The sequence below is a fragment of the Sphingomonas sp. CL5.1 genome, assembly GCF_013344685.1.
In the GTDB taxonomy this organism is placed as follows: Bacteria; Pseudomonadota; Alphaproteobacteria; order Sphingomonadales; family Sphingomonadaceae; genus Sphingomonas.
Map to the genome: position 1 here is coordinate 1,730,887 of NZ_CP050137.1, position 21,967 is coordinate 1,752,853.

Below are 21,967 nucleotides of genomic sequence, written 5' to 3' on the forward strand. Positions count from 1 at the left end.
ATCCTCATGTGAAATCGGCGAACCGCCCGAGCGCGATGCTGTTGCGCGCAATCGCGGCTTGCGCAAGCGCGTCGGTGAGCGCCGCCAGTTCGCCCGGATAATCGTAGCCGGGGGCGCCGCCGGGCCAGGGGGCGGTCGCTGGATGGGTGTAAAGCTCGGACAGCCCGTCGGGCAGGCGATCGAGCAGGCTGCGCACCCGCCCGGCGGTCATCGCGCCGGACCAGGCGAGGCCGAACACCTGATCGGGCACGACCATCCCCGCGCGCCGCATCCGGCGGCGGACCAGCTTCGCCCATGCCGTCTCGATGCGCGGCCCGGTCCGCGTGCCGTCGATCGCGTGGAGCGGGGCGGCTGGTTCCACCGGCGCGCGCACCGCCTTCATGCCGTACTGGCGCCCGACCGCGAGGATCGTCCCGGCGATCGTCGGGTGGAGGTGGAAATGCTTGTGCGCGTTGACGTGATCGAGCGGCAGGCCGGTCGCGGCGAAGGCGGCGAACTGCGCCTCGATCTCCGCGCGGAGCTGCCGGCGCGCGGCGGGGGCGGCGAAGATCGTCAGCCCCGCGCGCGCCATGTCGGTGCGGAACATGCCGGCGGCGTCGACCAATGCCGGAAGCCGCTCCGGCGGCAGGACGGGACGACCCTCGACCAATACGACATGCAGGCCGACCCCAAGCGTCGATAGCCGCCGCGCGCGCTCCACCGCATCGGCGGCGGCGTCGCCCGCGACCATCAGGCTGGCGGCGGTGAGGATGCCGCCGCGATGCGCCTGCTCGACCGCGTCGTTGACTTCCGGCGAGGCGCCGAAATCGTCGGCGGTGACGATCAGGCGGCGCAAGGCGGTCAGGCGGCTTCCTTGCGGCGTCGCAGGAAATCGAAGAACTCGACGCCCTCGCGCAGCCGGCGCTTCATCATGTCCCAGTCGCGCACCATCTCGCCCACGATCGAGCCGATCTTGCGCGGGCGGAAATAGAAGCGCTTGTAGAATTCCTCCACCTTGTCGAAGATCACCTTCGACGACAGGTGCGGATAGCTCAGTTGCGCGATCTGGTTGCCGCCGTCGGTCAGCAGGTGGTCGCTGCCGTCGAACCAGCCATTCTCCACCGCCTGATTGTAGAGGAAGGTGCCGGGATAAGGCGCGGCCAGCGATACTTGGATGGTGTGTGGATTGATCTCGATCGCATAGCGGATCGTCTCCTCGATCGTCTCCAGCGTCTCGCCGGGGAGGCCGAGGATGAAGGTGCCGTGGATGACGATGCCAAGCTCGTGGCAGTCCTTGGTGAACTGCCGCGCGACATCGACGCGCAGGCCCTTCTTGATATTGTGCAATATCTGCTGGTTGCCGCTTTCGTAGCCGACCAGCAGCAGCCGCAGCCCATTCGCCTTGAGCACCTCCAGCGTCTTACGCGGGACGTTGGCCTTGGCGTTGCAGCTCCACGACACGGGGAAGCCGGGTTTGCCGAAGCCGAGTTCGCCCAGCGCCTTCGCCAGTTCCTCGACGCGATCGTGATTGTCGGTCAGCGTGTCGTCGTCGAAGAAGATCTCCCTGGTCTGGGGAAGCTCCTTCAGGATATATTGCACCTCCTCGATCACCTTGAGGATCGAGCGGAAGCGGTAGCGGTGGCCGGAGATGGTCTGCGGCCACAGGCAGAAGGTGCAGCGGCTCTTGCACCCGCGCCCGGTGTAGAAGCTGACGTAAGGATGGCGCAGGTAGCCGCCGAAATATTTCTCGATCGTCAGGTCGCGCTTGTACACCGGCGAGACCATCGGGAGGACGTCCATGTCCTCGATCATCGCGCGGTCCCGGTTGCGGACGAACTCCCCGCCCGGCGCGCGCCAGGTGATGCCGTCCACCTCCGCCAGCGGCTTGCCTTCGGCGATCTCGACCAGCGTGAAGTCATATTCCTCGCGCGCGACGAAATCGATCGCGGCGGAGGCGGCGAGGCTCTTGTCCGGCTCCACCGCCACCTTGGCGCCGACGAGGCCGATCAGCGCCCTGGGGTTGCGCGCGCGGATCAGCTCGGCGGTGCGCACGTCCTGGTTGAAACTGGGCGTCGAGGTGTGGAGGACGATCAGGTCCTTCCCGTCCACCTCATGCGCGATATCGTCCCAGCCCTGATCGTGGGCGGGGGCGTCGATCAGGCGCGAGCCTTCGATCATCGCGGCGGGCTGGGCAAGCCACGTCGGATACCAGAAGCTGCGCACCTCGCGCTTCATCTGGTAGCGCGCGCCGGCGCCGCCGTCATAACCGTCGAACGAGGGGCCTTGCAGGAACAGGGTACGCATCATGTACGGAGATTCTCCGGTTCGGCCGAGATCTGGCCGTCTTGCTCCATTCTAAGCCTTGCGCCGCGCCAATCAACCGATCGCGCGGTGAGGCTGGCGAGGAAAACCGCGAAGGTCAGGCAATCGCGGAAGGGGAAGGTCCATAAAGGCGCGGTCCGTCGCCCCGCGCGCGCGTCGGCGGTCAGCACGGCGGCGAGCCGCGCCAGTAGCGCGAATCCGGCCAGCGCCAGCGCAAGCAAGGGGTGGAACGGCGTGGCCAGCAGCGCCAGCGGCAGCGGCATGGCGATCACCCCCATCACATGCGCGAACGGCACCAGATCGCGCACCGTCGCGCCCCAGCGCACCTCGTGCCGCCACAAGTCGCCGAAATCGCGCTCGATCGAGGCATGGGTGACGAGCAGCGGCGGCATCGCGACGGTCAGCCCGCGCGCGGCGATCGCCTGCCCGATGGCGTAATCGTCGGCCAGCACGTCGGCGAAGGCGTCGAACCCGCCGATCGCCGCCAGTGTCCCGCGCCGCATTGCGATGGTCGAGCCCATGCACGGCCGCGCGAGGCCGCGCGCGACGCCGAACACCGCGCCCGGCAGGAATTGCCATGTCAGCCCGGCGGCGGCGAGGCGAGACCAGAAGCCGGCGTCCCCACGCCCGGCATAGGCGAGCGTCACCGCGCCAACGCCCGGCCGGTCGAGCGCGGCGAGCACGCCCGCGAGATAATCGGGCGCCGCCGCCATGTCGCTGTCGCTCAGCACGACCACATCATGCGCGATATGCGGCGCGAGGTTGATGAGGTTGGCGACCTTGCCGTTCGCGCCGTGCGGCGTGGGGTCGACGATCACGTCGATCCGCGCCTGCGGGAAACGTGCCTTCAACGCCTCGACCGCGGCCAATGCCGGATCGTCGGCGCGCTGGACGCCGCAGAGGAGCTGGACCGGGCCGTCATGTTCCTGTTCGAGGAAGGTCGCGAGATTGTCCGCCAGCCGTGGTTCGGCGCCGTGCAGCGGCTTGAGGATCGTCACGCCGTCCGACCGTCGCGCGGTTCGGTTGGCGCTCGCAAGGAACCCGCGCAGCGTGATCGCCGACGCGATCGTGTAGAGCGATCCGATCAGCGCAAGGGCGAGAAGCATCCAGCCGATCGCGGGCAATAAGGCGGCCATGCGTCCCCCTATCCGGCTCCGGCGGCGCTGTGTAGAGCGAAGGCGTGGCACCACCGCTCACCCTCGTCACCGGCGTATCGGGCTTCGTCGGATCGGCGGTCGCGCATGCGCTCGCGGCGCGCGGCGCGCCCGTGCGCGGGCTGGTCCGCGCGTCCAGCCCGCGCGGGAACCTCGCGGATTTTCCGGGCGAGCTGGTCGAGGGCGACCTGCGCGACGGCGATGCGGTGGCGCGGGCGATGCAAGGGGTGGGGCATTTGTTCCACGTCGCCGCCGACTATCGGCTCTGGGCGCCTGACCCGGACGAGATCGTCCGCAACAACGCCGCGATGACCCGTGTGGTGATGGAAGCGGCGCTCGCCGCCGGGGTCGAGCGGCTGGTCTATACCTCCAGCGTCGCCACCCTCAGGCCGCGCGACGACCGGCCCGCCGACGAACGCGACGCCGCCACGCCGGATCAGGCGGTCGGTGCATACAAGCGCAGCAAGGTGATCGCCGAGCGGCTGGTCGAGGAAATGGTCGCGGCGCGCGGCCTGCCCGCCGTGATCGTCCAGCCTTCCACCCCGATCGGACCGCGCGACGTGAAGCCGACGCCGACCGGGCGGATCGTGGTCGAGGCGGCGAACGGGCGGATGCCGGCCTATGTCGATGCGGGGCTGAACCTTGTCCATGTCGACGATGTGGCGGCGGGGCATCTGCTCGCGCTGGACAAGGGGCGGATCGGCGAACGCTATATCCTCGGCGGGCAGGACGTGATGCTGGGCGACATGCTCGCCCGCATCGCAGCGATCGTCGGACGCAGGCCGCCAGCGGTCAGTATCCCGCGCGCGCCGCTCTTTCCGCTGGCATGGGCCAATGAGCGGCTGGCGCGCATCACCGGGCGGGAGCCGTTCCTGACGCTCGATTCTCTCAGGATGGCGAAACACCGGATGTTCTTCAGCTCGGCCAAGGCGGAGGCGGAACTGGGCTATCGCGCGCGGCCGCATGGTGAGGCGCTGGCCGATGCGATCGGCTGGTTCCGCGAGGCGGGGATGATCCGGTGATCGCCGCGCTGGCGCTCGCGGTCTGGCTGGTGCTGGTCTTCGCCCGGCACGGTTTCTGGCTGACGCGCGAGCGCGACACCCGCGACCTGCCGCCGGAGCCGGCGCATTGGCCGGCGGTGGTCGCGGTGGTGCCGGCGCGCGACGAGGCGGCGGTGATCGCGGAGTCGATCGCCAGCCTGATCGCGCAGGACTATCCAGGCCCCTTCCGAGTCATCCTGGTGGACGATTCCTCCGGCGACGGCACCGGCGACATCGCGCGTCGGTTGGGCGCGGCGCGGCTGGAGGTGCTGACCGGCCTGCCGCTCGCGGCCGGCTGGACCGGCAAATTGTGGGCGGTGCGGCAGGGCGTCGAGCATGCCGGTGACGCACCGACCTATCTTTGGCTGACCGACGCCGATATCGCCCATGCGCCCGATACGCTGCGCATGCTGGTCGCCCGCGCGGAGGCTGGCAGCCTCGCGCTCGTCAGCCTGATGGCGAAGCTGCGCTGCGAGACGCTGGCGGAGCGGATGCTGATCCCCGCCTTCGTCTTCTTCTTCCAGATGCTCTATCCGTTCGGGCTGGTGAACCGCCCCACGGGCCTTGGCGGCGCGGCCGGTGGTTGCATGCTGGTGCGGCGCACCGCGCTTGAGGCGGCGGGCGGGATCGCCGCGATTCGTGACGCGCTGATCGACGATTGCACGCTCGGCGCGTTGCTCAAGCGGCAGGGACGCATCTGGATCGGCCTCACCGACCGATCGCGCAGCATCCGGCATTATGACACCTTCGGCTCGGTCGCGGCGATGATCTCCCGCTCGGCCTATGCGCAGCTCCGTTATTCGCCGTGGCTGCTGGCGGGGACCATGCTGGGGCTGGCTTTGATGTATCTCGTCCCGCCGATCGCGGCGATCTTCGCGAGCGGCTTCACCCGTCTCGCCGGGCTGGCGGCATGGGCGCTAATGGCGATCGTCTTCCAGCCGATGCTGGCCTTCTATCGCCGCTCGCCCTTGTGGGGCGTGGCGCTGCCGGCGATCGCGGCTTTCTACGCCGCTTGCACCTTGCTATCGGCGTGGCAGCACGTGCGGGGACGGGGCGGCATGTGGAAGGGCAGGGCACAGGCGGCGGCGGGCGGATGACGAAGGCAGCCGATCTCGTGTCGGGCAAGGGCCATACCGACGAGAATTTCCCGGTGGCGAGCTTCCTGCTGCGCCCTGAGGCGCGCGCGCCGGTGATGGCCTTCTACCGCTTCGCCCGCGCGGCCGACGATATTGCCGACAATGCCGATGCGTCGCAGCGGACGCGGCTCGACCTGCTCGCGGAGATGCGTGCCGGGCTGGACGGGGAGGGCGCGCCCGAGGCGATAGCGCTGCGCGAGGCGATGGCGGCGCGCGGGATCGACCCGGTCCATGCGCACGAACTGCTCGACGCCTTCGTCCGCGACGTGACGGAGACACGCTGCCGCGACTGGGACGACCTGATCGGCTATTGCCGGCTCTCCGCGATGCCGGTCGGCCGCTACGTGCTCGACGTGCATGGCGAGAGCCGCGACCTGTGGCCGGCCAATGACGCCTTGTGCGCCGCGTTGCAGGTCATCAACCACCTCCAGGATTGCGGCAAGGATTACCGGGCGCTCGGCCGCGTCTATATCCCGCTCGATACCGGCGTGGATATCGAGGACTTGCGCCGCGACCGTGCGACGCCCGCGTTGCGCGCGATCCTCACCGCGCTGGTCGGGCGGACGCGCGGGTTGCTCGCGCGATCGGCCGGCTTCGCGGCGGCGATCCGCGATCGGCGGCTGGCGGCGGAGGTCGCGGTGATTCAGCGGCTCGCCGAGAGCCTGTGCGACCGGCTCGAGACGCGCGATCCGCTGAGCGAGCGTGTCCACCACGGCAAGGTCGAGGCGGCGTGGCTCGCGCTCGGCGCGGCGGTGCCGACGCTGCTGAGGCGCGCGGCATGAGCGACGCGCCCGCCACCACCGCCTCGCGCAGTTCCTTCTACGCTGGGATGCGCGTGCTGCCCAAGGCGCAGCGTGAGGCGATGTTCGCGATCTACGGCTTCTGCCGCGCGGTGGATGACATCGCCGACGACCAGCAGGGCGACCGCGCGACCCGCGCCGCCGCGCTGGAACAATGGCGGCGCGATCTCGATGCGCTCTACGCCGGGCGCGATCCGGGGCAGGCGGCGATGGTGGCGGAGGCGGTGCGGCGCTTCGCGCTCGACCGCGCCGATTTCGACGCGGTGATCGACGGCATGGCGATGGATGTCGCGCGCGATATCCGCTGGCCCGGGATGGCGGAGCTGGACGTTTATTGCGACCGCGTCGCCTCGGCGGTCGGGCGGCTGTCGGTCCGCGTGTTCGGGATGCCGCGCGCGGAGGGCATCGAGCTTGCGCATCATCTCGGCCGCGCGCTCCAGCTCACCAACATCCTGCGCGACGTGGACGAGGATGCGACGATCGGCCGCGTCTATCTTCCCGCCGAGGCGCTGGCGGACGCGGGCGTCGCGCTCACCACGCCGGCGGAGGTGGCGGCCGATCCGCGCCTTGATCGGGCGGTGCGGCCGCTGGTGGCGCTGGCGCACGATCATTATCGCGCCGCCGACGCGATCCTTGCCGCCCGGCCGCCCGGCCATCTGCTCGCGCCCCGGCTGATGGAGGCGGTCTATTCGAAGCTGCTGCGGCGGATGGAGGCGCGCGGCTGGGCGCCGCCACGCGCGCCAGTGAAGGTGAGCAAGCCCGCGCTGCTGTGGACGCTCGCGCGGCTGCTGGTGACGCGTTGAGCTTCGCGCGGGCGACGATTGTCGGCGCTGGCCTGGCGGGGCTGTCGGCGGCCGTGCGACTGGTAGCGGCGGGAGTGGCGGTGCGCATCGCCGATGCGGCGGCGCAGGCGGGCGGGCGGTGCCGTTCGTATCGCGATCCGCAGCTCGGGCTGGTTATCGACAACGGCAATCACCTCGTGCTGGCCGGTAACAGGTCGGTTGAGCGGTTCCGCGCGACGATTGGCGCAACGACGCCGCTTACCGGGCCGGATCACGCCGATTTCGCCTTCGTCGATCTCGCCGATGGTGCGCGCTGGACGATCCGCATCAACGACGGCCGCTTGCCGTGGTGGGTCTTGGCGGAGGGCAGGCGCGTCCCCGGCTCAAGCTTGAGGGATTATCTGCCGCTGGCGAAGCTGCTGGGTGGCGGACCATCCGATAGCGTCGGAGAGCGGATCGATGCGGCGGGTCCGGTATGGGACAGGCTGCTTGAGCCGGTGCTGCTCGCGGTGCTCAACACGCCGCCGGAGAAGGGTTCCGCGCGGCTGACCGCCGGAGTGCTGCGCGAATCGCTGCTGCGTGGCGGCAAGGCGAGCTTGCCGCGCATCGCCGAGCCGACGCTCGCCGCCGCCTTCATCGATCCGGCGCTGGCGTGGCTCGCCGCGCGCGACGCGCCGGTGGCGCTCGGCAAGCGCCTCCGCGCGATCGCGACCGAGGGCGATCGGGTGACCGCGCTCGACTGGGGGAGCGGGGCGGAACCGGTGGCGGCGGATGAGGCGGTGATCCTCGCGGTCCCGCCGTGGGTGGCGAGCGCGCTGCTCCCCGAAATCTCAGCGCCGGATGCCTTTCATGCCATAGTCAATGCGCATTTCGCCGTCCGGCCACCATCGACCGCGCCGCAGATGCTCGGCGTGATCGGCGGCGCGGCGCAATGGCTGTTCGCCTTTTCCGACCGCATCTCCGTCACCGTCAGCCACGCTGACGCGCTGGTCGATCAAGACCGGGAGGAACTCGCGCGGCTGTTCTGGGACGATATCCGGCGCGCTTATGGCTTCGACGCGCCGCTCCCGCCGTGGCAGATCGTCAAGGAGAAGCGCGCGACCTTCTCCGCGACGCCCGGGCAGGATGCGAAGCGCCCGCCGACCGCGACGCGCTGGCGCAACCTGTTCCTCGCCGGCGACTGGACGCGGACCGGCCTGCCCGCGACGATCGAGGGCGCGCTCCGTTCCGGCGAGACGGCGGCGGCCTTGGCGATCGGCGGTCGGACGCGATAGGGGAGGGGCATGGCGACGCTTCACCACACCCTCGATCCGCTCGCCGCCGTCGACGCGGCGGTCGATCGTGCGGCTGCCGCGTTGCACCGGGCGCAGCGCGACGACGGCCATTGGGTGTTCGAGCTGGAGGCGGATTGCACGATCCCGGCCGAATATGTTCTGCTGCGCCATTATCTCGGCGAGCCGGTCGATGCGGAACTGGAGGGCAAGATCGCCCGCTACCTGCGCCGCATTCAGTCGGCGGAGCATCACGGCTGGGGCCTGTTCCATGCCGGCGGGTTCGATGTCAGCGCGACGGTGAAAGCCTATTACGCGCTCAGGATGATAGGCGATGCGCCCGACGCGCTGCACATGGTCCGCGCGCGGAATGCGGTGCTCGCGGCGGGCGGGGCGGAGGCGGTCAACGTCTTCACCCGCATCCAGCTCGCGTTGTTCGGGGCGGGGCCGTGGTCGGCCGTGCCGACCATGCCGCCCGAGCTGATCCTGCTGCCGCGCTGGTTCCCGATCCATCTTTCCAAGGTAAGCTATTGGGCGCGCACCGTGATCGTGCCGCTGCTCGTGCTGGGCGCGAAGAAGCCGCTGGCCCGCAACGCGAAGGGCGTCAGGGTCGACGAACTCTACACCGGCCACACCGCGCAGGCGAGGACGCAGGCGGCTGACCCGAAATGGCTGTGGACGCACGGCTTCAACACACTCGACCGGCTGCTCAAGCTGGGCGACGGATTGTGGCCGAGGCGGTTGCGCCAGCGCGCGCTCGCGGCGTGCGAGGCGTGGGTGCGCGAGCGGCTGAACGGCGAGGACGGGCTGGGCGCGATCTATCCGGCGATGGCGAACAGCGTGATGATGTTCGACGCGCTCGGCTATCCCGAAAGCGATCCCGGGCGCGCCATCGCGCGCAAATCGGTCGAGAACCTCCTCGTGATCCATGAGGACGAGGCTTATTGCCAGCCGTGCGTCTCCCCGGTGTGGGACACCGCGCTCGCCGCCCATGCGATGCTGGAGGCGGGCGGCGAGGAGAATGTCGCGCGGGCCGGGGTGGCGCTCGACTGGCTCCGGCCGCGTCAGGTGCTCGATGTCGCGGGCGACTGGGCGCAGGAGCGGCCCGGCGTGCGGCCCGGCGGCTGGGCGTTCCAGTATAACAACGCGCATTATCCCGACCTCGACGATACCGCCGTGGTGGTGATGGCGATGGACCGCGCGGGCGTGGCGGACCGGATGCCGATCGATCGCGGCGTCGAATGGACGGTGGGGCTGCAATCGAGGAACGGCGGCTGGGGCGCGTTCGACGCCGACAACGATTACGATTATCTCAATAACCTGCCGTTCGCCGATCATGGCGCATTGCTCGATCCGCCAACCGCCGACGTGTCCGCGCGTTGCGTCTCGATGCTGGCGCAGCTCGGCGAGCACCGCGATTCGCCGCGCATGGCCGCCGCGCTCGACTATCTCCGCCGCGAGCAGGAACCGGACGGAAGCTGGTTCGGCCGCTGGGGGGTGAATTACATCTACGGCACCTGGTCCGTGCTGTGCGCGCTCAACGCCGCCGGGCTGGGGCCGGACGAGCCGATGGTCGCGCGGGCGACGGCGTGGCTGACGGCGATCCAGAACCCGGATGGCGGCTGGGGCGAGGATTGCGACAGCTATGCGCTCGATCGCACCGGCCACGCGCCCGCGCCATCCACCGCCTCGCAGACCGCCTGGGCGCTGCTCGGCCTGATGGCGGCGGGCGAGGTGGACAGTGACGCGGTGAGGCGCGGCGTCGACTGGCTCGCCGCGCATCAGGAAGCGGACGGCCTGTGGGGGCAGGAGCATTACACCGGCGGCGGCTTTCCGCGCGTCTTCTATCTGCGCTACCACGGCTATCCGAAATATTTCCCGCTGTGGGCGATGGCGCGCTACCGCAACCTCAAGAGATCGAACACCCGGCGTGTCACGGTCGGGATGTGAGGATGATCGCCGCCTGCGGGCTGAAGCGTGAGGCGCGGATCGTCGCGCGCGCCTGCCCGGATGCGGTGACGGTGATCGGCGGCGGCGTGGCGGCGCAGCTAGAGGCGCGGCTGGAGCTGGCGGCCGAGGGGTTCGCGGGGATCATCCTTTCGTGCGGCATCGCGGGTGCGCTCTCCCCGGCGTTGAGGCCGGGGGATGTGGTGATCGACGGCGACGATACGGTCGTGGAGCAGCTGCGGCGCGCCATGCCGGATGCGGCGCGAGGTCGGATCGTCGGTGGCGACGCGATCCTCGCCAGCGTAATGGCGAAACGCGCGCTCCGCGATGCGACGGGCGGCGTGGCGGTGGATATGGAGAGCCATGTCGCCGCGCGGGTCGCCGCGCGGCGCGGGCTGGCGTTCGGGGCGGTGCGCGTGATTTCGGACGGCGCGGCGGACGACCTGCCGCCCGCCGCGCTGGTCGGGATGCGGCCCGACGGCGGGCTGGCTTTGGGGGCGGTGCTCGCCTCGCTGGCGCGTGATCCGCGTCAGTTGCCGGCGCTGATCCGCACCGGGCGGCAGGCGGATCGGGCGTTTGCCGGGTTGAAGGCGGCAATGGAAGCGGTCAGCCGGATAATCGGCTGACGACGGCGCTCACGCCACCTTCTGCACGCGCTTGAACCCTTCGGGATCGGCTTCCTTGATCTTCGCCAGCTCGCGCTCGACGTGGCTGGAATAGACGTCCTCCGCCTTCCGCGCCTTCGACAGGTCAACGTCCGGCGCCATCGGCCCCTCTGTCTTCACCCCCTTGCGCCCGATGCCGAACATCTTGAGCGGGTGGCGGATCGCGTCGGTGGCGGCGGTGCCCTCGAAGCCGCAATGCGTCATGCAGTTCGAGCATTTCTCGTACTTGCCGACGCCGTACTGCTCCCAGTCGGTGCCCTCCATTAGCTCCTTGAAGGTCGCGACATAGCCTTCGCCGAGCAGATAGCACGGCTTCTGCCAGCCGAAGATCGTGCGCAGCGGCATCGACCAGGGCGTGCATTCATAGGTCTGGTTGCCCGCGAGGAAATCGAGGAACAAAGGCGAGTTGGTGAAGGTCCAGTCTTTCCCGCCATGCCCGCGCGCGAACACGTCGCGGAAGAATTTCTTGGTCCGCTCGCGATTGAGGAAATGCTCCTGATCGGCCGCGCGCTCATAGGCATAGCCGGGGGAAATGGTGATCTCGACGCCCAGCGCCTCCATCTCGTCGAAATAGGCCGCCAGCCGCGCCGGGTCCGCCCCGTCGAACACGGTGCAGTTCACCTGCACGCGGAAGCCCTTCGATTTCGCGAGCCTGATCGCCTCCACCGCGATGTCGTAGGTGCCCTGCTGATCGACGGCGTGGTCGTGCATCTCCTTGTCGCCGTCGAGGTGAATCGACCAGGTGAAGAAGGGCGACGGCTCATATTCGTCGATCTTCTTCTTCAGCAGCAGCGCGTTGGTGCACAGGATCACGAACTTCTTCTTCGCGATATAGCCCTTCACGATGCGGGCCATGTCCTTGTGGAGCAGCGGTTCGCCGCCCGCGATCGAGACGGCGGGGGCGCCGCATTCGTCGATCGCCTCCATGCATTGCTCATAGCTCATGCGCTGGTTGAGGATCGCGTCGGGATAGTCGATCTTGCCGCAGCCGGGGCAGGCGAGGTTGCAGCGGAACAGCGGCTCCAGCATCAGCACGAGCGGGTATTTGCCGCCCTTGATATGCTCCTTGAGCGTGTAGGCGCCGATGCGGGCGATCTGGGAGAATGGCAGGCTCATAAGTCGTTCTACTCAGCGGCCGCGCGGACGGGCCGACGCAATTGGGGTGGAAGCGCGAACGAGACGTTCTCGGCCACGCCGTCCAGTTGCCGCACCGATACGGGGCGGACAGCGGCAATGGCAGCAATCACGCTTTCGATCAATTCATCCGGCGCGGAGGCCCCGGCGGTGATGCCGACCGTCTCCACGCCGTCGAGCCACGCGCGCTCGACGCCGCCGCCGTCATCGACCAGATAGCTCGGCACGCCCATCTCATCGCCGATCTCGCGCAGCCGGCTGGAATTGGAGCTGTTGCGCGCGCCGACCACGATCACGAGGTCGCTGTGCCGGGCAAGGTCGCGCACAGCGGTCTGGCGGTTCTGCGTCGCGTAGCAGATGTCGGCCACGTCCGGCCCGGTCACGTCGCTGAAGCGCGCGTTGAGCGCGACGATCACCCCGCGCGTGTCGTCCACGCTCAGCGTCGTCTGGGTGACATAGGCGATCGGCGTATCGTCCGCGAAGGGCAGCACCGCGACGTCCTCCGTCGTGGAGACGAGATGCACCGGCGCGTCGATCTGGCCCATCGTGCCGATCACCTCGGCATGGCCGGCGTGGCCGATCAGGACGAGCGTCCGCCCGGCCCTGGCATAGCGCCGCCCCTGCACATGCACCTTCGCGACCAGCGGGCAGGTGGCGTCGAGCACCGGCAGGTCGCGCGCGACGGCCGCCTCCTGCACCGCGCGGGGCACGCCATGCGCGCTGAAGATCGTCGGCGCGCCGGCCGGGATCTCGTCCAGCTCCTCGACGAAGATCGCGCCCTTGCCGCGCAGCCGCTCCACGACATGGCGGTTGTGGACGATCTCGTGGCGGACATAGACCGGCGGCCCGTAAAGCTCGAGCGCGCGCTCCACGATGTCGATCGCGCGGACCACGCCCGCGCAGAAGCCGCGCGGGCTGGCGAGAAGGACATTCAACGGAGAAGGAGAACCGGTCATCTCGTCGTCCACGTCGTTCCCGGAAGGGTTCCAGATAGTCGTCCGATCCCAGATACAAAAGGCGCAATTGTGGCGATCCGCCGCCGGACGTGCTGAAGGGTGGACGGGCTGCCGCCGAAGCGGGTAATCGCGGGGAACCGACTGGGAGTGTTTCCATGCGTATGTCCCTTTCCACCGCGTTGCTGCTGGCGCTGACGGCCCCCGTTCCCGCCCTGGCGCAGGCCGATCCGGCCCGCGCGACCGTCCAGACGCTCGATGACGGGCTGATCGCGATCATGAAGGCGAAGGGCACGGCGAAAAGCCGCGCGACGGCGATCGCGCCGGTGATCGACCGCACTTTCGACCTGCCGCTGATGACGCGGCTGGCGGTCGGCGCGGGCTGGACGACGATCGCCCCGGCCGACCAGCAGGCGTTGGTCGCCGCCTTCCGCCGCCTGACGATCGCGCAATATGCCGCCAATTTCGACGACTGGTCCGGCGAGAGCTTCGCGATCGCGCCGCAGGTCGACGCGCGCGGCGGCGACCGGCTGGTGCGCACGACGCTGGTGACGCCGGGCAAGGCGGGGATCGCGATCAGCTATCGCCTGCGCGCGAACGGCGGCGAATGGAAGATCATCGACGTCTTCTACCGCAACGCGATCAGCCAGATCGCGACGCGCCGCGCCGATTTCGCGAGCGTGCTCGCGAAAGGCGGGGCGAAGGCGCTGGTGGCGCACCTCGACGCGCTGGCGGCGAAGGGCAGTTTTTGAGCCTTTCGCTCCTTCTCCTTTCCGCCCCGGCGCCGATGATCGCCCCGGCGCGGGATATGCAGACCGAGGCGCCCGCGCCGCCGGTCGTCGCGCCCGCGCCTCCGCGGCCGTCGCAAGAAGCGCCGGCCGCGCCCGAACTGGCCGACCCGCTGACCGATCCGGCAACCGTCGCCGCCCAGCCGGTGCCGGCCAAGGCGCCCCGCCACGCGAAGGGCGATCCGCTCGAAGGCTTCAACCGCAAGATGTTCGGGCTGCACCAGTCGCTCGACAAGGCGATCTACCGGCCGGCCGCGATGGGCTACAAGCATGTCGCGCCGAAGCCGGTGCGCACGGGCCTGCGCCATTTCTTCAGTAACCTCACCGAGCCGGTGGCCTTCGTCAATTATCTGTTGCAGCTCAAGTTCGGCAAGGCGGGGCGGACCCTGGTGCGCTTCACCGTCAATTCGACGCTCGGCGTGGGCGGCGTGCTCGATCTGGCCAAGACCGAGGGGATCAACATCCCGCATCACGACAACAGCTTCGGCGACACGCTGGCGCGCTACGGCTTCGGGCCGGGGCCGTATCTGTTCCTGCCGCTGGTCGGGCCGACCACGCTGCGCGACATATTGGGCGGTCCGGTGGACGGCGCGGTGCTGCCGATCGCGATCGGCAAGCCGTTCACCGACTGGCGCTATCAGGTGAGCAGCGCGGTCATTCCGGGGCTGGACCTGCGCGCCGAATCCGACGACGAGCTGCGCGCGCTGTTCGGCGGTGCGGTGGACCCTTATGCCACGTTGCGCTCGGTCTGGCTCCAGAACCGCGCCGCCGAGGTTGCGGCGATCCGCCACCGCAAGGCGCCGCCGGGCGAACTGGACGATCCGATGCGCGATCCCGATGCCCCGGCCGGCGCTTCGAACGCGCCCGAATTGTCCGATCCGCTCAGCGATCCCGCCGCTCACAATCCTGCCACAACGCCCCGATAACATTGGCTTGCGATGACAGACTTTCCTGAGACACCATTGCTGGACACGGTTGGGACGCCTGAGGCGTTGCGTGGTTTGCCGGTGGATCGTTTGCGTCAGGTGGCGGACGAGTTGCGGGCGGAGGTGATTTCGGCGGTGGGCCAGACGGGGGGGCATCTCGGGTCTGGTCTGGGCGTGGTCGAGCTGACGACGGCGATCCATTATGTGTTCGACACGCCGCGCGACCGGCTGGTGTGGGATGTCGGCCACCAATGCTATCCGCACAAGATCCTGACCGGGCGCCGCGACCGGATTCGCACGCTTCGGCAGGGCGGGGGGTTGTCGGGCTTCACGAAGCGGAGCGAGAGCGAGTACGACCCGTTCGGGGCGGCGCATTCGTCGACCTCGATCTCGGCGGCGCTGGGGTTCGCGATCGCGAACAAGCTCAGCGGCGCGCCGGGCAAGGCGATCGCGGTGATCGGCGACGGGGCGATGTCGGCGGGCATGGCCTATGAGGCGATGAACAACGCGGAAGCCGCCGGCAACCGGCTGGTGGTGATCCTCAACGACAACGACATGTCGATCGCGCCGCCGGTGGGGGGCTTGTCGGCATATCTGTCGCGGATCGCCTCGAGCCGGGAGTTCCTGTCGCTGCGCGAGGTGATGAAGCGGATCGCGCGGCGCTTGCCGCGTCCGTTCCACAATGCCGCGCGCAAGACCGACGAGTTCGCGCGTGGGATGACGATGGGCGGGACGCTGTTCGAGGAGCTGGGCTTCTATTACGTCGGGCCGATCGACGGGCATAACCTCGATCATCTGATCCCGGTGCTGGAGAATGTCCGCGACGCGGAAGAAGGGCCGATCCTGGTCCATGTCGTGACCAAGAAGGGCAAGGGCTATGCCCCGGCGGAGGCGGCGGCGGACAAGTATCACGGGGTGCAGAAGTTCGACGTGATCACCGGGGCGCAGGCCAAGGCGCCGCCGGGGCCGCCGGCCTACCAGAACGTGTTCGGCGAGGCGCTGGCGGACGAGGCGGACAAGGACCCGCGCATTGTGGCGATCACAGCCGCCATGCCGTCGGGCACCGGGGTGGACCGGTTCGCGAAGCGCCACCCTACCCGTGCGTTCGACGTCGGCATCGCCGAGCAGCATGCGGTGACCTTCGCGGCGGGGCTGGCGGCGCAGGGGATGCGGCCGTTCTGCGCGATCTACTCGACCTTCCTGCAGCGCGCCTATGACCAGGTGGTGCATGACGTGGCGATCCAGAACCTGCCGGTGCGGTTCGCGATCGACCGCGCGGGGCTGGTGGGAGCGGACGGGGCGACCCATGCCGGGAGCTTCGACATCACCTATCTCGCCTCGCTGCCGAACTTCGTGGTGATGGCCGCCGCCGACGAGGCGGAACTGGTGCATATGGTGCACACCTGCGTGGCGCACGACACGGGGCCGATCGCGGTGCGCTATCCGCGCGGCAACGGCACGGGGGTGGCGCTGCCGGCGGTCCCGCAGGTGCTGGAGATCGGCAAGGGCCGGGTGGTGCGCGAGGGCAAGACGGTGGCGATCCTGTCGCTGGGTACGCGGCTGGCGGAAGCGTTGAAGGCGGCGGACGCGCTGGAGGCGAAGGGGCTGTCGACCACGGTGGCGGACCTGCGGTTCGCCAAGCCGCTGGACGAGGCGCTGATCCGTCGGCTGTTGTCGACGCACGAGGTGGCGGTGACGATCGAGGAGGGGTCGATCGGGGGGCTCGGCGCGCATGTGCTGACGCTGGCGTCGGACGCCGGGCTGATCGATACCGGCCTCAAGCTCAGGACCATGCGCCTGCCCGACCGCTTCCAGGACCACGACAAACCCGACACACAATATGCCGACGCCGGACTCGATGCACAGCATATCGTCAATACCGTGCTCAAAACACTCAGGTGGAATGAGCGTGTCGCCGGGGAACGCCAGATCGGATGAGACGCCTGCTCCCGGCGCTGATCGCCCTGCCGCTCCTTTCCGCCGCCGCGCCGGAGGGCGTGCTGACCGTCGATGTCGGCAACGTCCGTGTCGGCAAGGGCGTGGTCCATGTCGATGTCTGCCCGGAAGCGAAGTTCCTGAAGGAGGACTGCCCCTGGTCCGGCAACGCCCGCGCACGGGTGGGGGAGACGCGGGTGACGGTGGGCAACCTGCCCGCCGGGCGCTATGCGGTGCAGGCGTTCCTTGACGAGAACGGCAACGGCAAGGTCGATCGCGGCTTCCTCGGCATCCCGAAGGAAGGGATCGGCTTCTCGAACGACGCGAAGATCCGCCTCGGCCCGCCGAAATTCGCCGACGCCGAGTTCGCCTTCGACGGCACCGCCCGCACGATCCGGCTGAATTTGCGCTATTTCACCGGGCCGTCCGGCCCGCCCGCGCGCTGAGCATGGCCAACCCTGTCCCGCGCGCCGTCGCCGCGAGCATCCGCCGTCCGTGGCTGACGATCGTCGCCGGGCTGGTGCTGGCGGCGCTGGCGCTGGCGGTCGTCGTGGATCGCTTCGCGATGACCACCGACACGGCCGAACTGATCTCCCCCGACGTGCCGTGGCGGCAGCAGGAGCGGGCGATGGAGACCGCCTTCCCGCAACTCCGCGACGTCATGCTGGTGATGATCGACGGCGCGACGCCCGAGCTGGCGGAGGATGGCGCGACGCGGCTTGCCGCGCGGCTGGCGGTGGACAAGGCGCATTTCCGCCGCGTCTCGCGCCCGGACGGGGGCGACTTCTTCGGCCGCGAGGGGCTGCTGTTCGGCACCGAAAAGGAAGTGCGCGACGCAACCGCCGCGCTGATCGAGGCGCAGCCGATGCTCGGCCCGCTCGCCGCCGACCCGAGCCTGAGAGGCGTCGCCGGCGCGGTGGCGACGATGGCGGACGGGGTGGCGGCCGGCCAGGTTTCCGCCGACCGCATCGACAAGCCGGTCCGCGCGCTCGCCGAGGCGGTGGACGGCGCGCTGGCGGGCAAGCCCAGGCCCTTTTCGTGGCAGGCGCTGTTCGGCGGACAAGGCGGCGCGCTCGCCGCGCCGACCCGGCGGCTGATCCTCGCCCAGCCGGTGCTCGATCACGGCGCGCTGATGCCGGGCGAGGCGGCGGAGGAAGCGGTGCGGCAGGCGGCCGGCGCGCTCGGGCTGGACGCCGCGCACGGCATCCGCGTGCAGCTCACCGGCGAGGTGCCGCTCGCCGACGAGGAATTCGCCACCTTGCAGGAGAATATCGGCCTCGTCGGCGCGATCATGCTCGGCGCGATGTTGATAACGCTCTGGTTGGCGACACGCTCGGCGCGGCTGGTCGCGGCGATCCTCGCCACCATCCTGCTCGGCCTCGTCATCACCATGGCGGTCGGGCTGCTCGCGGTGGGGCGGTTCAACCTGATCTCGATCGCGTTCATCCCGCTGTTCGTCGGGCTGGGCGTGGATTTCGGCATCCAGATCTGCGTCCGCTACAATGCCGAGCGTGCCGGCGGCGCGGCGCCCGAGGTCGCGCTGCGCCAGGCCGCCGCCGCGCTCGGTGCGCCGCTGACGCTGGCGGCGGGGGCGATCTTCCTCGGCTTCGGCGCGTTCCTGCCGACCGAATATATCGGCATCGCCGAGCTGGGCGTGATCGCGGGACTGGGCATGGTCGTCGCGCTGGCGCTGAGTGTCACGCTGCTGCCCGCGCTGGTGATCGTGTTCCGGCCGGGGCCGCCGCGCGGCGAGACCGGCTTCGCGCGGCTCGCACCGGTCGATCGCCTGCTGGAGCGGCGGCGCGGCACGGTGCTGTGGACGTTCGTGGCGGCGCTGGCTGCGAGCATTGCATTGCTGCCGTGGGTGGTGTTCGACTTCAATCCGCTCCACCTGCGCGACCCCCATGCCCCCGCGATGCGCGCGCTGGCCGAGCTGACCCGCGACCCGGACCGCACGCCGAACACGATCGACGTGCTCGCCGCCAATCGCGCCGACGCGGCGGCGCTGGCGGCAAAACTCTCTAAGCTGTCGGAGGTGTCACACGTCGTCTCGCTCGACAGCTTCGTGCCGGAGGATCAGCCGCCCAAGCTCGCGCTGATCCAGGACGCCGCGCTGCTGCTCGACGTGACGATCAACCCGCTCGACATCGCGCCGCCGCCCACCGACGACGATCTCGTCGCCGCGCTCGGCCAGAGCGCCGCGAAGCTGCGCGCCGCGGCGAAGGGCGATGCGGCGGCGCGGGACATGCGGCGCCTCGCCGATGCGTTCGACCGGCTGGCGCGCGCGTCCGCCGCGAAACGCGCCGACGTAAACGCGCTGCTCGTCCGTCCGCTCGGCGTGATGCTCGATCAGATGCGGCTGGCGCTTCAGGCGTCCCCCGTCACCCGCGCCGACCTGCCGCCCGATCTGGTGCGCGAGTGGGCCGCGCCGGACGGGCGGATGCGGTTGCAGGTATTCCCCGCCGGCGACAGCAACGACAACAAGGTGATCCGCCGCTTCCGCGCGGCGGTGGCGGGGGTGACGCCGGCCATCTCCGGTCTGCCGGTCGCGACGCAGGCGGCGGCGGGCACGGTGGCGGGCGCATTCGTCAAGGCCGGGATCATCGCCTTCATGCTGGTCAGCGCCTTGCTGTTCGCGGTGCTGCGCGACGCGCGCGAAGTGGCCTTCACGCTCGCGCCGGTGGTGCTGTCGATCTTCCTTACGCTCGGAAGCTGCGTGCTGATCGGGCAGCCGGTCAACTTCGCCAACATCATCGCCTTCCCGCTGCTGTTCGGGGTCGGCGTGGCCTTCCACATCTATTTCGTGATGGCGTGGCGCGCGGGGGCGACCGGGCTGCTGCAATCGAGCCTCGCGCGCGCCGTGCTGTTCAGCGCGCTGGCGACCGGCACGGCGTTCGGCAGCCTGTGGCTGTCGCGCCATCCGGGCACCGCCAGCATGGGCGAGATATTGATGATCTCGCTGGTATGGACGCTGATCTGCGCGCTGATCTTCGAGCCGGCGCTGCTCGGCCCGCCCGACCGGAAGCGGCACGATGAATCCGCGTCGCGCTGAGATCGCGGCGATCCCGCTGTTCGAGGGCGCGCCGGCCGATGCGCTCGACGAGCTGGCCGCGCGGGTGCGGATAAGGGCGCTGCCGCGCGGCGGGTGGGCGTTCGATCAGGGCGAGCCGGTCGAGCGCGCGCATGTGCTGCTGTCCGGCGCGGTGCGGATATCGCAGGCGGGAAGCGACGGCGGGCAGGTGGCGCTGCGCTTCATCGGGCCGGGCGAGATATTCGGCAGCGTCGCGATCTTCACCGACGGGCAATATCCGGCCGACGGCGTGGCGATGACCGATTCCGTCGAGGCGAGCTGGGCGCGGGCCGAGCTGCTTGCGCTGGCCGAGCGCTTTCCCCGGATCGCGCTCAACCTGATCGCGATCGTCGGCCATCGGCTGGCCGAATTGCAGAACCGGGTGCGCGAAATGGCGACCCAGCGCGCGGAGAGTCGCATCGCCAACACCCTGCTGCGGCTCGGCGCGCAGGCCGGTCGCGCGACCGCCGCGGGCATCGAGATCGCCTTCCCGCTGCGGCGCAGGGATATCGCCGACATTTCCGGGACGACGCTCTACACGGTCAGCCGGACGCTGGGCGACTGGCGCCGCCGCGGGCTGATCGCCGCCGACGGGCGCGGCGTGGTCCTGACGCGGACGGCGGAGCTGCGCGGGATTGCCGGGAGCGCATAGCGGCCGTTGCCGCTGGAATTTCCCGTTCCGCGTGATTAAGATGGCCGGCGATGGGGATGGAGTACCCCCGATAACCGCCGTACCGGCTGATGACTCCTGTCATGCGTTGCAAAGGGCGCGGGCAGGGGCTGACCTTCCTCCCGGCCGAAGGGAGAAGAAGATGGCACCGAACTTGAAGCGGGCATGCGCGCGATGGTGACGCCGTTGTGGCTCGCCGCCGGCGGCGCGCTCGGCACGTTGCTGCGCTACTGGATCAACCTGCTCATCACCGCGCGGTTCGGCGAGAGCCTGCCGTGGGGCACGATCTTCATCAACATCACCGGATCGTTCGTCATCGGGCTGTTCGCCGCGCTGACCGAGCCGGGCGGGCGGCTGATGGTGCCGCCCGATATCCGCCTGTTCGTGCTGGTCGGCGTGTGCGGCGGCTACACCACTTTCTCCTCCTTCAGCCTCCAGACGCTGACGCTGTTGCAGACCGGGCAGCCGGTGCGCGCGATCGTCAATGTCGTCGCCTCCGTCGTGCTGTGCCTGCTCGCGGTGTGGCTCGGCCATTCGGTGCCGGCGATGCTGCACGGGGTGAGGAATTGAGATGCGGCTGCTCGCCATCCTGACCGGCGCGCGCAGCGCCGCCTCCTGCCTCGACGCGGCGATGACCGCCGCGCGGTCGTTCGACGGCGCCAGCGTCGAGGCGCTGCATGTGATGGTCGATCCCGAGCGGATCGTCGCCGCCAGCGAGGAGATCAATCTCCAGCGGCTGCGCGAACATGACGAGGGGACGCCGCAACAGCGCGCCGACGCGATCCGCGCCGCCTTCCTCGCGTGGAGCGCGAGCGTGCCCGAGGGGGCGCCCGGCGTCGGCTGGAAGGTGCTGACCGGGCCGGAGGAGGAGACGGTCGACCGCGCGGCGCGCGCCGCCGACGTGATCGTGCTGGTACTGGCGCGCGAGGCGAACATGGACAGCGCCGATGCCTTCCACGCCGCGATCTTCCGCAGCGGCAAGCCGGTGCTGGTCGTCCCCGCAGGCTGGCGCGACGACGCGCGCGGCGTGTTCGCGACCATCGCCGTGGCATTGAGCGACAGCGAAGCGACGCGTCACGCGATCGAAGGCGCCGGCCCGTGGCTGCGCACCGCCCGGCGGGTGGTCGCGATCCATATCGGCGACCGGGGCGAGGCCGCGCTGGCGGCGACGCGGCTGCTGCTCGAAACCGGCGCGGAGCCGGAGCTTCATGCGGTGCCGCCGGGCAAGCCCAGCCTCGGGCAGCAGATCGTCGAGGAGGCGCGGTCGATCGGCGCGGACCTGCTCGTCGCCGGCGCCTATCGCCATTCGGAGGTGATCGAATGGCTGCTCGGCGGCACCACCCGCCATCTGCTCGCCGCCGCCGATCTGCCCGTGCTGCTGGCGCATTGAGAACA

At 69.9% G+C, this 21,967-nt stretch carries 20 protein-coding genes and 1 riboswitch; of the genes, 15 read left to right on the plus strand and 5 right to left on the minus strand.

Going from position 1 to position 21,967, the window contains the following annotated elements:
- Positions 1 to 4: 4 nt before the first annotated feature.
- Genes hpnK through hpnI form a run of 3 tightly spaced genes read right to left on the minus strand, consistent with a single transcriptional unit; the run spans position 5 to position 3,437 of the window.
- The gene (gene hpnK, locus F9288_RS08460) at positions 5 to 835 is read right to left on the minus strand and encodes a hopanoid biosynthesis-associated protein HpnK (RefSeq protein WP_174836214.1); all 831 of its coding nucleotides are present in this window, start codon (positions 833 to 835) and stop codon (positions 5 to 7) included.
- A 5-nt stretch (positions 836 to 840) separates the two neighbouring features.
- The gene (hpnJ, locus tag F9288_RS08465) at positions 841 to 2,286 is read right to left on the minus strand and encodes a hopanoid biosynthesis associated radical SAM protein HpnJ (protein ID WP_174836215.1); all 1,446 of its coding nucleotides are present in this window, start codon (positions 2,284 to 2,286) and stop codon (positions 841 to 843) included.
- The gene (hpnI, locus tag F9288_RS08470; protein WP_174836216.1) at positions 2,283 to 3,437 is read right to left on the minus strand and encodes a bacteriohopanetetrol glucosamine biosynthesis glycosyltransferase HpnI; all 1,155 of its coding nucleotides are present in this window, start codon (positions 3,435 to 3,437) and stop codon (positions 2,283 to 2,285) included. The genes hpnJ and hpnI overlap by 4 nt, the downstream gene beginning before the upstream one ends.
- A 44-nt stretch (positions 3,438 to 3,481) precedes the next feature.
- Between hpnI and hpnA the strand changes: the two genes are divergently transcribed.
- The 7 genes from hpnA to F9288_RS08505 are packed head-to-tail and all read left to right on the plus strand — an operon-like array spanning position 3,482 to position 11,057.
- Positions 3,482 to 4,477 carry a hopanoid-associated sugar epimerase gene (gene hpnA / locus F9288_RS08475; RefSeq protein ID WP_174836217.1) on the plus strand — a complete coding sequence of 332 codons (996 nt, stop codon included), beginning with the start codon at positions 3,482 to 3,484 and terminating at the stop codon, positions 4,475 to 4,477.
- A complete protein-coding gene (locus F9288_RS08480) occupies positions 4,474 to 5,592 on the plus strand; it encodes a glycosyltransferase (RefSeq protein ID WP_254621134.1) in 1,119 nt (372 codons plus the stop codon). Before hpnA ends, F9288_RS08480 begins: the two co-directional genes overlap by 4 nt.
- Positions 5,589 to 6,413, plus strand: a complete 825-nt coding sequence (gene hpnC, locus F9288_RS08485; protein WP_174836218.1) for a squalene synthase HpnC — start codon at positions 5,589 to 5,591, stop codon at positions 6,411 to 6,413. Before F9288_RS08480 ends, hpnC begins: the two co-directional genes overlap by 4 nt.
- On the plus strand, positions 6,410 to 7,234 hold the full coding sequence (hpnD, locus tag F9288_RS08490; RefSeq protein WP_174836219.1) for a presqualene diphosphate synthase HpnD: 825 nt from the start codon (positions 6,410 to 6,412) through the stop codon (positions 7,232 to 7,234). Before hpnC ends, hpnD begins: the two co-directional genes overlap by 4 nt.
- Entirely contained in the window at positions 7,231 to 8,487 is a 1,257-nt protein-coding gene (hpnE, locus tag F9288_RS08495) for a hydroxysqualene dehydroxylase HpnE (RefSeq protein WP_174836220.1), read from the plus strand. Before hpnD ends, hpnE begins: the two co-directional genes overlap by 4 nt.
- 9 nt (positions 8,488 to 8,496) lie before the next feature.
- Positions 8,497 to 10,434: a squalene--hopene cyclase gene (shc, locus tag F9288_RS08500; protein ID WP_174836221.1), complete on the plus strand. Its 1,938-nt coding sequence runs from the start codon at positions 8,497 to 8,499 to the stop codon at positions 10,432 to 10,434.
- A 2-nt stretch (positions 10,435 to 10,436) separates the two neighbouring features.
- The gene (locus F9288_RS08505; protein ID WP_174836222.1) at positions 10,437 to 11,057 is read left to right on the plus strand and encodes a phosphorylase; all 621 of its coding nucleotides are present in this window, start codon (positions 10,437 to 10,439) and stop codon (positions 11,055 to 11,057) included.
- A 9-nt stretch (positions 11,058 to 11,066) separates the two neighbouring features.
- Here the strand turns inward: F9288_RS08505 and hpnH are convergent, their stop codons facing one another.
- Complete coding sequence (gene hpnH, locus F9288_RS08510; protein ID WP_174836223.1) at positions 11,067 to 12,212, minus strand: adenosyl-hopene transferase HpnH; 1,146 nt, start codon at positions 12,210 to 12,212, stop codon at positions 11,067 to 11,069.
- 8 nt (positions 12,213 to 12,220) lie between these two features.
- On the minus strand, positions 12,221 to 13,186 hold the full coding sequence (ispH, locus tag F9288_RS08515; RefSeq protein ID WP_174838978.1) for a 4-hydroxy-3-methylbut-2-enyl diphosphate reductase: 966 nt from the start codon (positions 13,184 to 13,186) through the stop codon (positions 12,221 to 12,223).
- Between the two features lie 155 nt (positions 13,187 to 13,341).
- Here ispH and F9288_RS08520 point away from each other — a divergent pair, with 155 nt between their 5' ends.
- The 8 genes from F9288_RS08520 to F9288_RS08555 all read left to right on the plus strand — a co-directional run bounded on the left by F9288_RS08520 (position 13,342) and on the right by F9288_RS08555 (position 21,962).
- Positions 13,342 to 13,935, plus strand: a complete 594-nt coding sequence (locus tag F9288_RS08520) for an ABC transporter substrate-binding protein (RefSeq protein ID WP_174836224.1) — start codon at positions 13,342 to 13,344, stop codon at positions 13,933 to 13,935.
- A complete protein-coding gene (locus tag F9288_RS08525; RefSeq protein WP_254621135.1) occupies positions 13,932 to 14,897 on the plus strand; it encodes a VacJ family lipoprotein in 966 nt (321 codons plus the stop codon). The genes F9288_RS08520 and F9288_RS08525 overlap by 4 nt, the downstream gene beginning before the upstream one ends.
- A gap of 12 nt (positions 14,898 to 14,909) precedes the next feature.
- Positions 14,910 to 16,835, plus strand: coding sequence for a 1-deoxy-D-xylulose-5-phosphate synthase (dxs, locus tag F9288_RS08530; RefSeq protein ID WP_174836225.1), 1,926 nt, complete (start codon positions 14,910 to 14,912; stop codon positions 16,833 to 16,835).
- On the plus strand, positions 16,832 to 17,278 hold the full coding sequence (locus F9288_RS08535) for a DUF2141 domain-containing protein (protein WP_174836226.1): 447 nt from the start codon (positions 16,832 to 16,834) through the stop codon (positions 17,276 to 17,278). Before dxs ends, F9288_RS08535 begins: the two co-directional genes overlap by 4 nt.
- Before the next feature lie 2 nt (positions 17,279 to 17,280).
- A complete protein-coding gene (locus tag F9288_RS08540; protein WP_174836227.1) occupies positions 17,281 to 19,884 on the plus strand; it encodes an MMPL family transporter in 2,604 nt (867 codons plus the stop codon).
- On the plus strand, positions 19,865 to 20,554 hold the full coding sequence (locus tag F9288_RS08545) for a Crp/Fnr family transcriptional regulator (protein WP_174836228.1): 690 nt from the start codon (positions 19,865 to 19,867) through the stop codon (positions 20,552 to 20,554). The genes F9288_RS08540 and F9288_RS08545 overlap by 20 nt, the downstream gene beginning before the upstream one ends.
- A gap of 43 nt (positions 20,555 to 20,597) precedes the next feature.
- Positions 20,598 to 20,660, plus strand: a riboswitch (Fluoride riboswitch).
- Positions 20,661 to 20,737: 77 nt separating this feature from the next.
- Positions 20,738 to 21,142, plus strand: a complete 405-nt coding sequence (crcB, locus tag F9288_RS08550) for a fluoride efflux transporter CrcB (protein ID WP_254621136.1) — start codon at positions 20,738 to 20,740, stop codon at positions 21,140 to 21,142.
- 1 nt (position 21,143) lies between these two features.
- The gene (locus F9288_RS08555; RefSeq protein WP_174836229.1) at positions 21,144 to 21,962 is read left to right on the plus strand and encodes a universal stress protein; all 819 of its coding nucleotides are present in this window, start codon (positions 21,144 to 21,146) and stop codon (positions 21,960 to 21,962) included.
- Positions 21,963 to 21,967 lie beyond the last annotated feature (5 nt).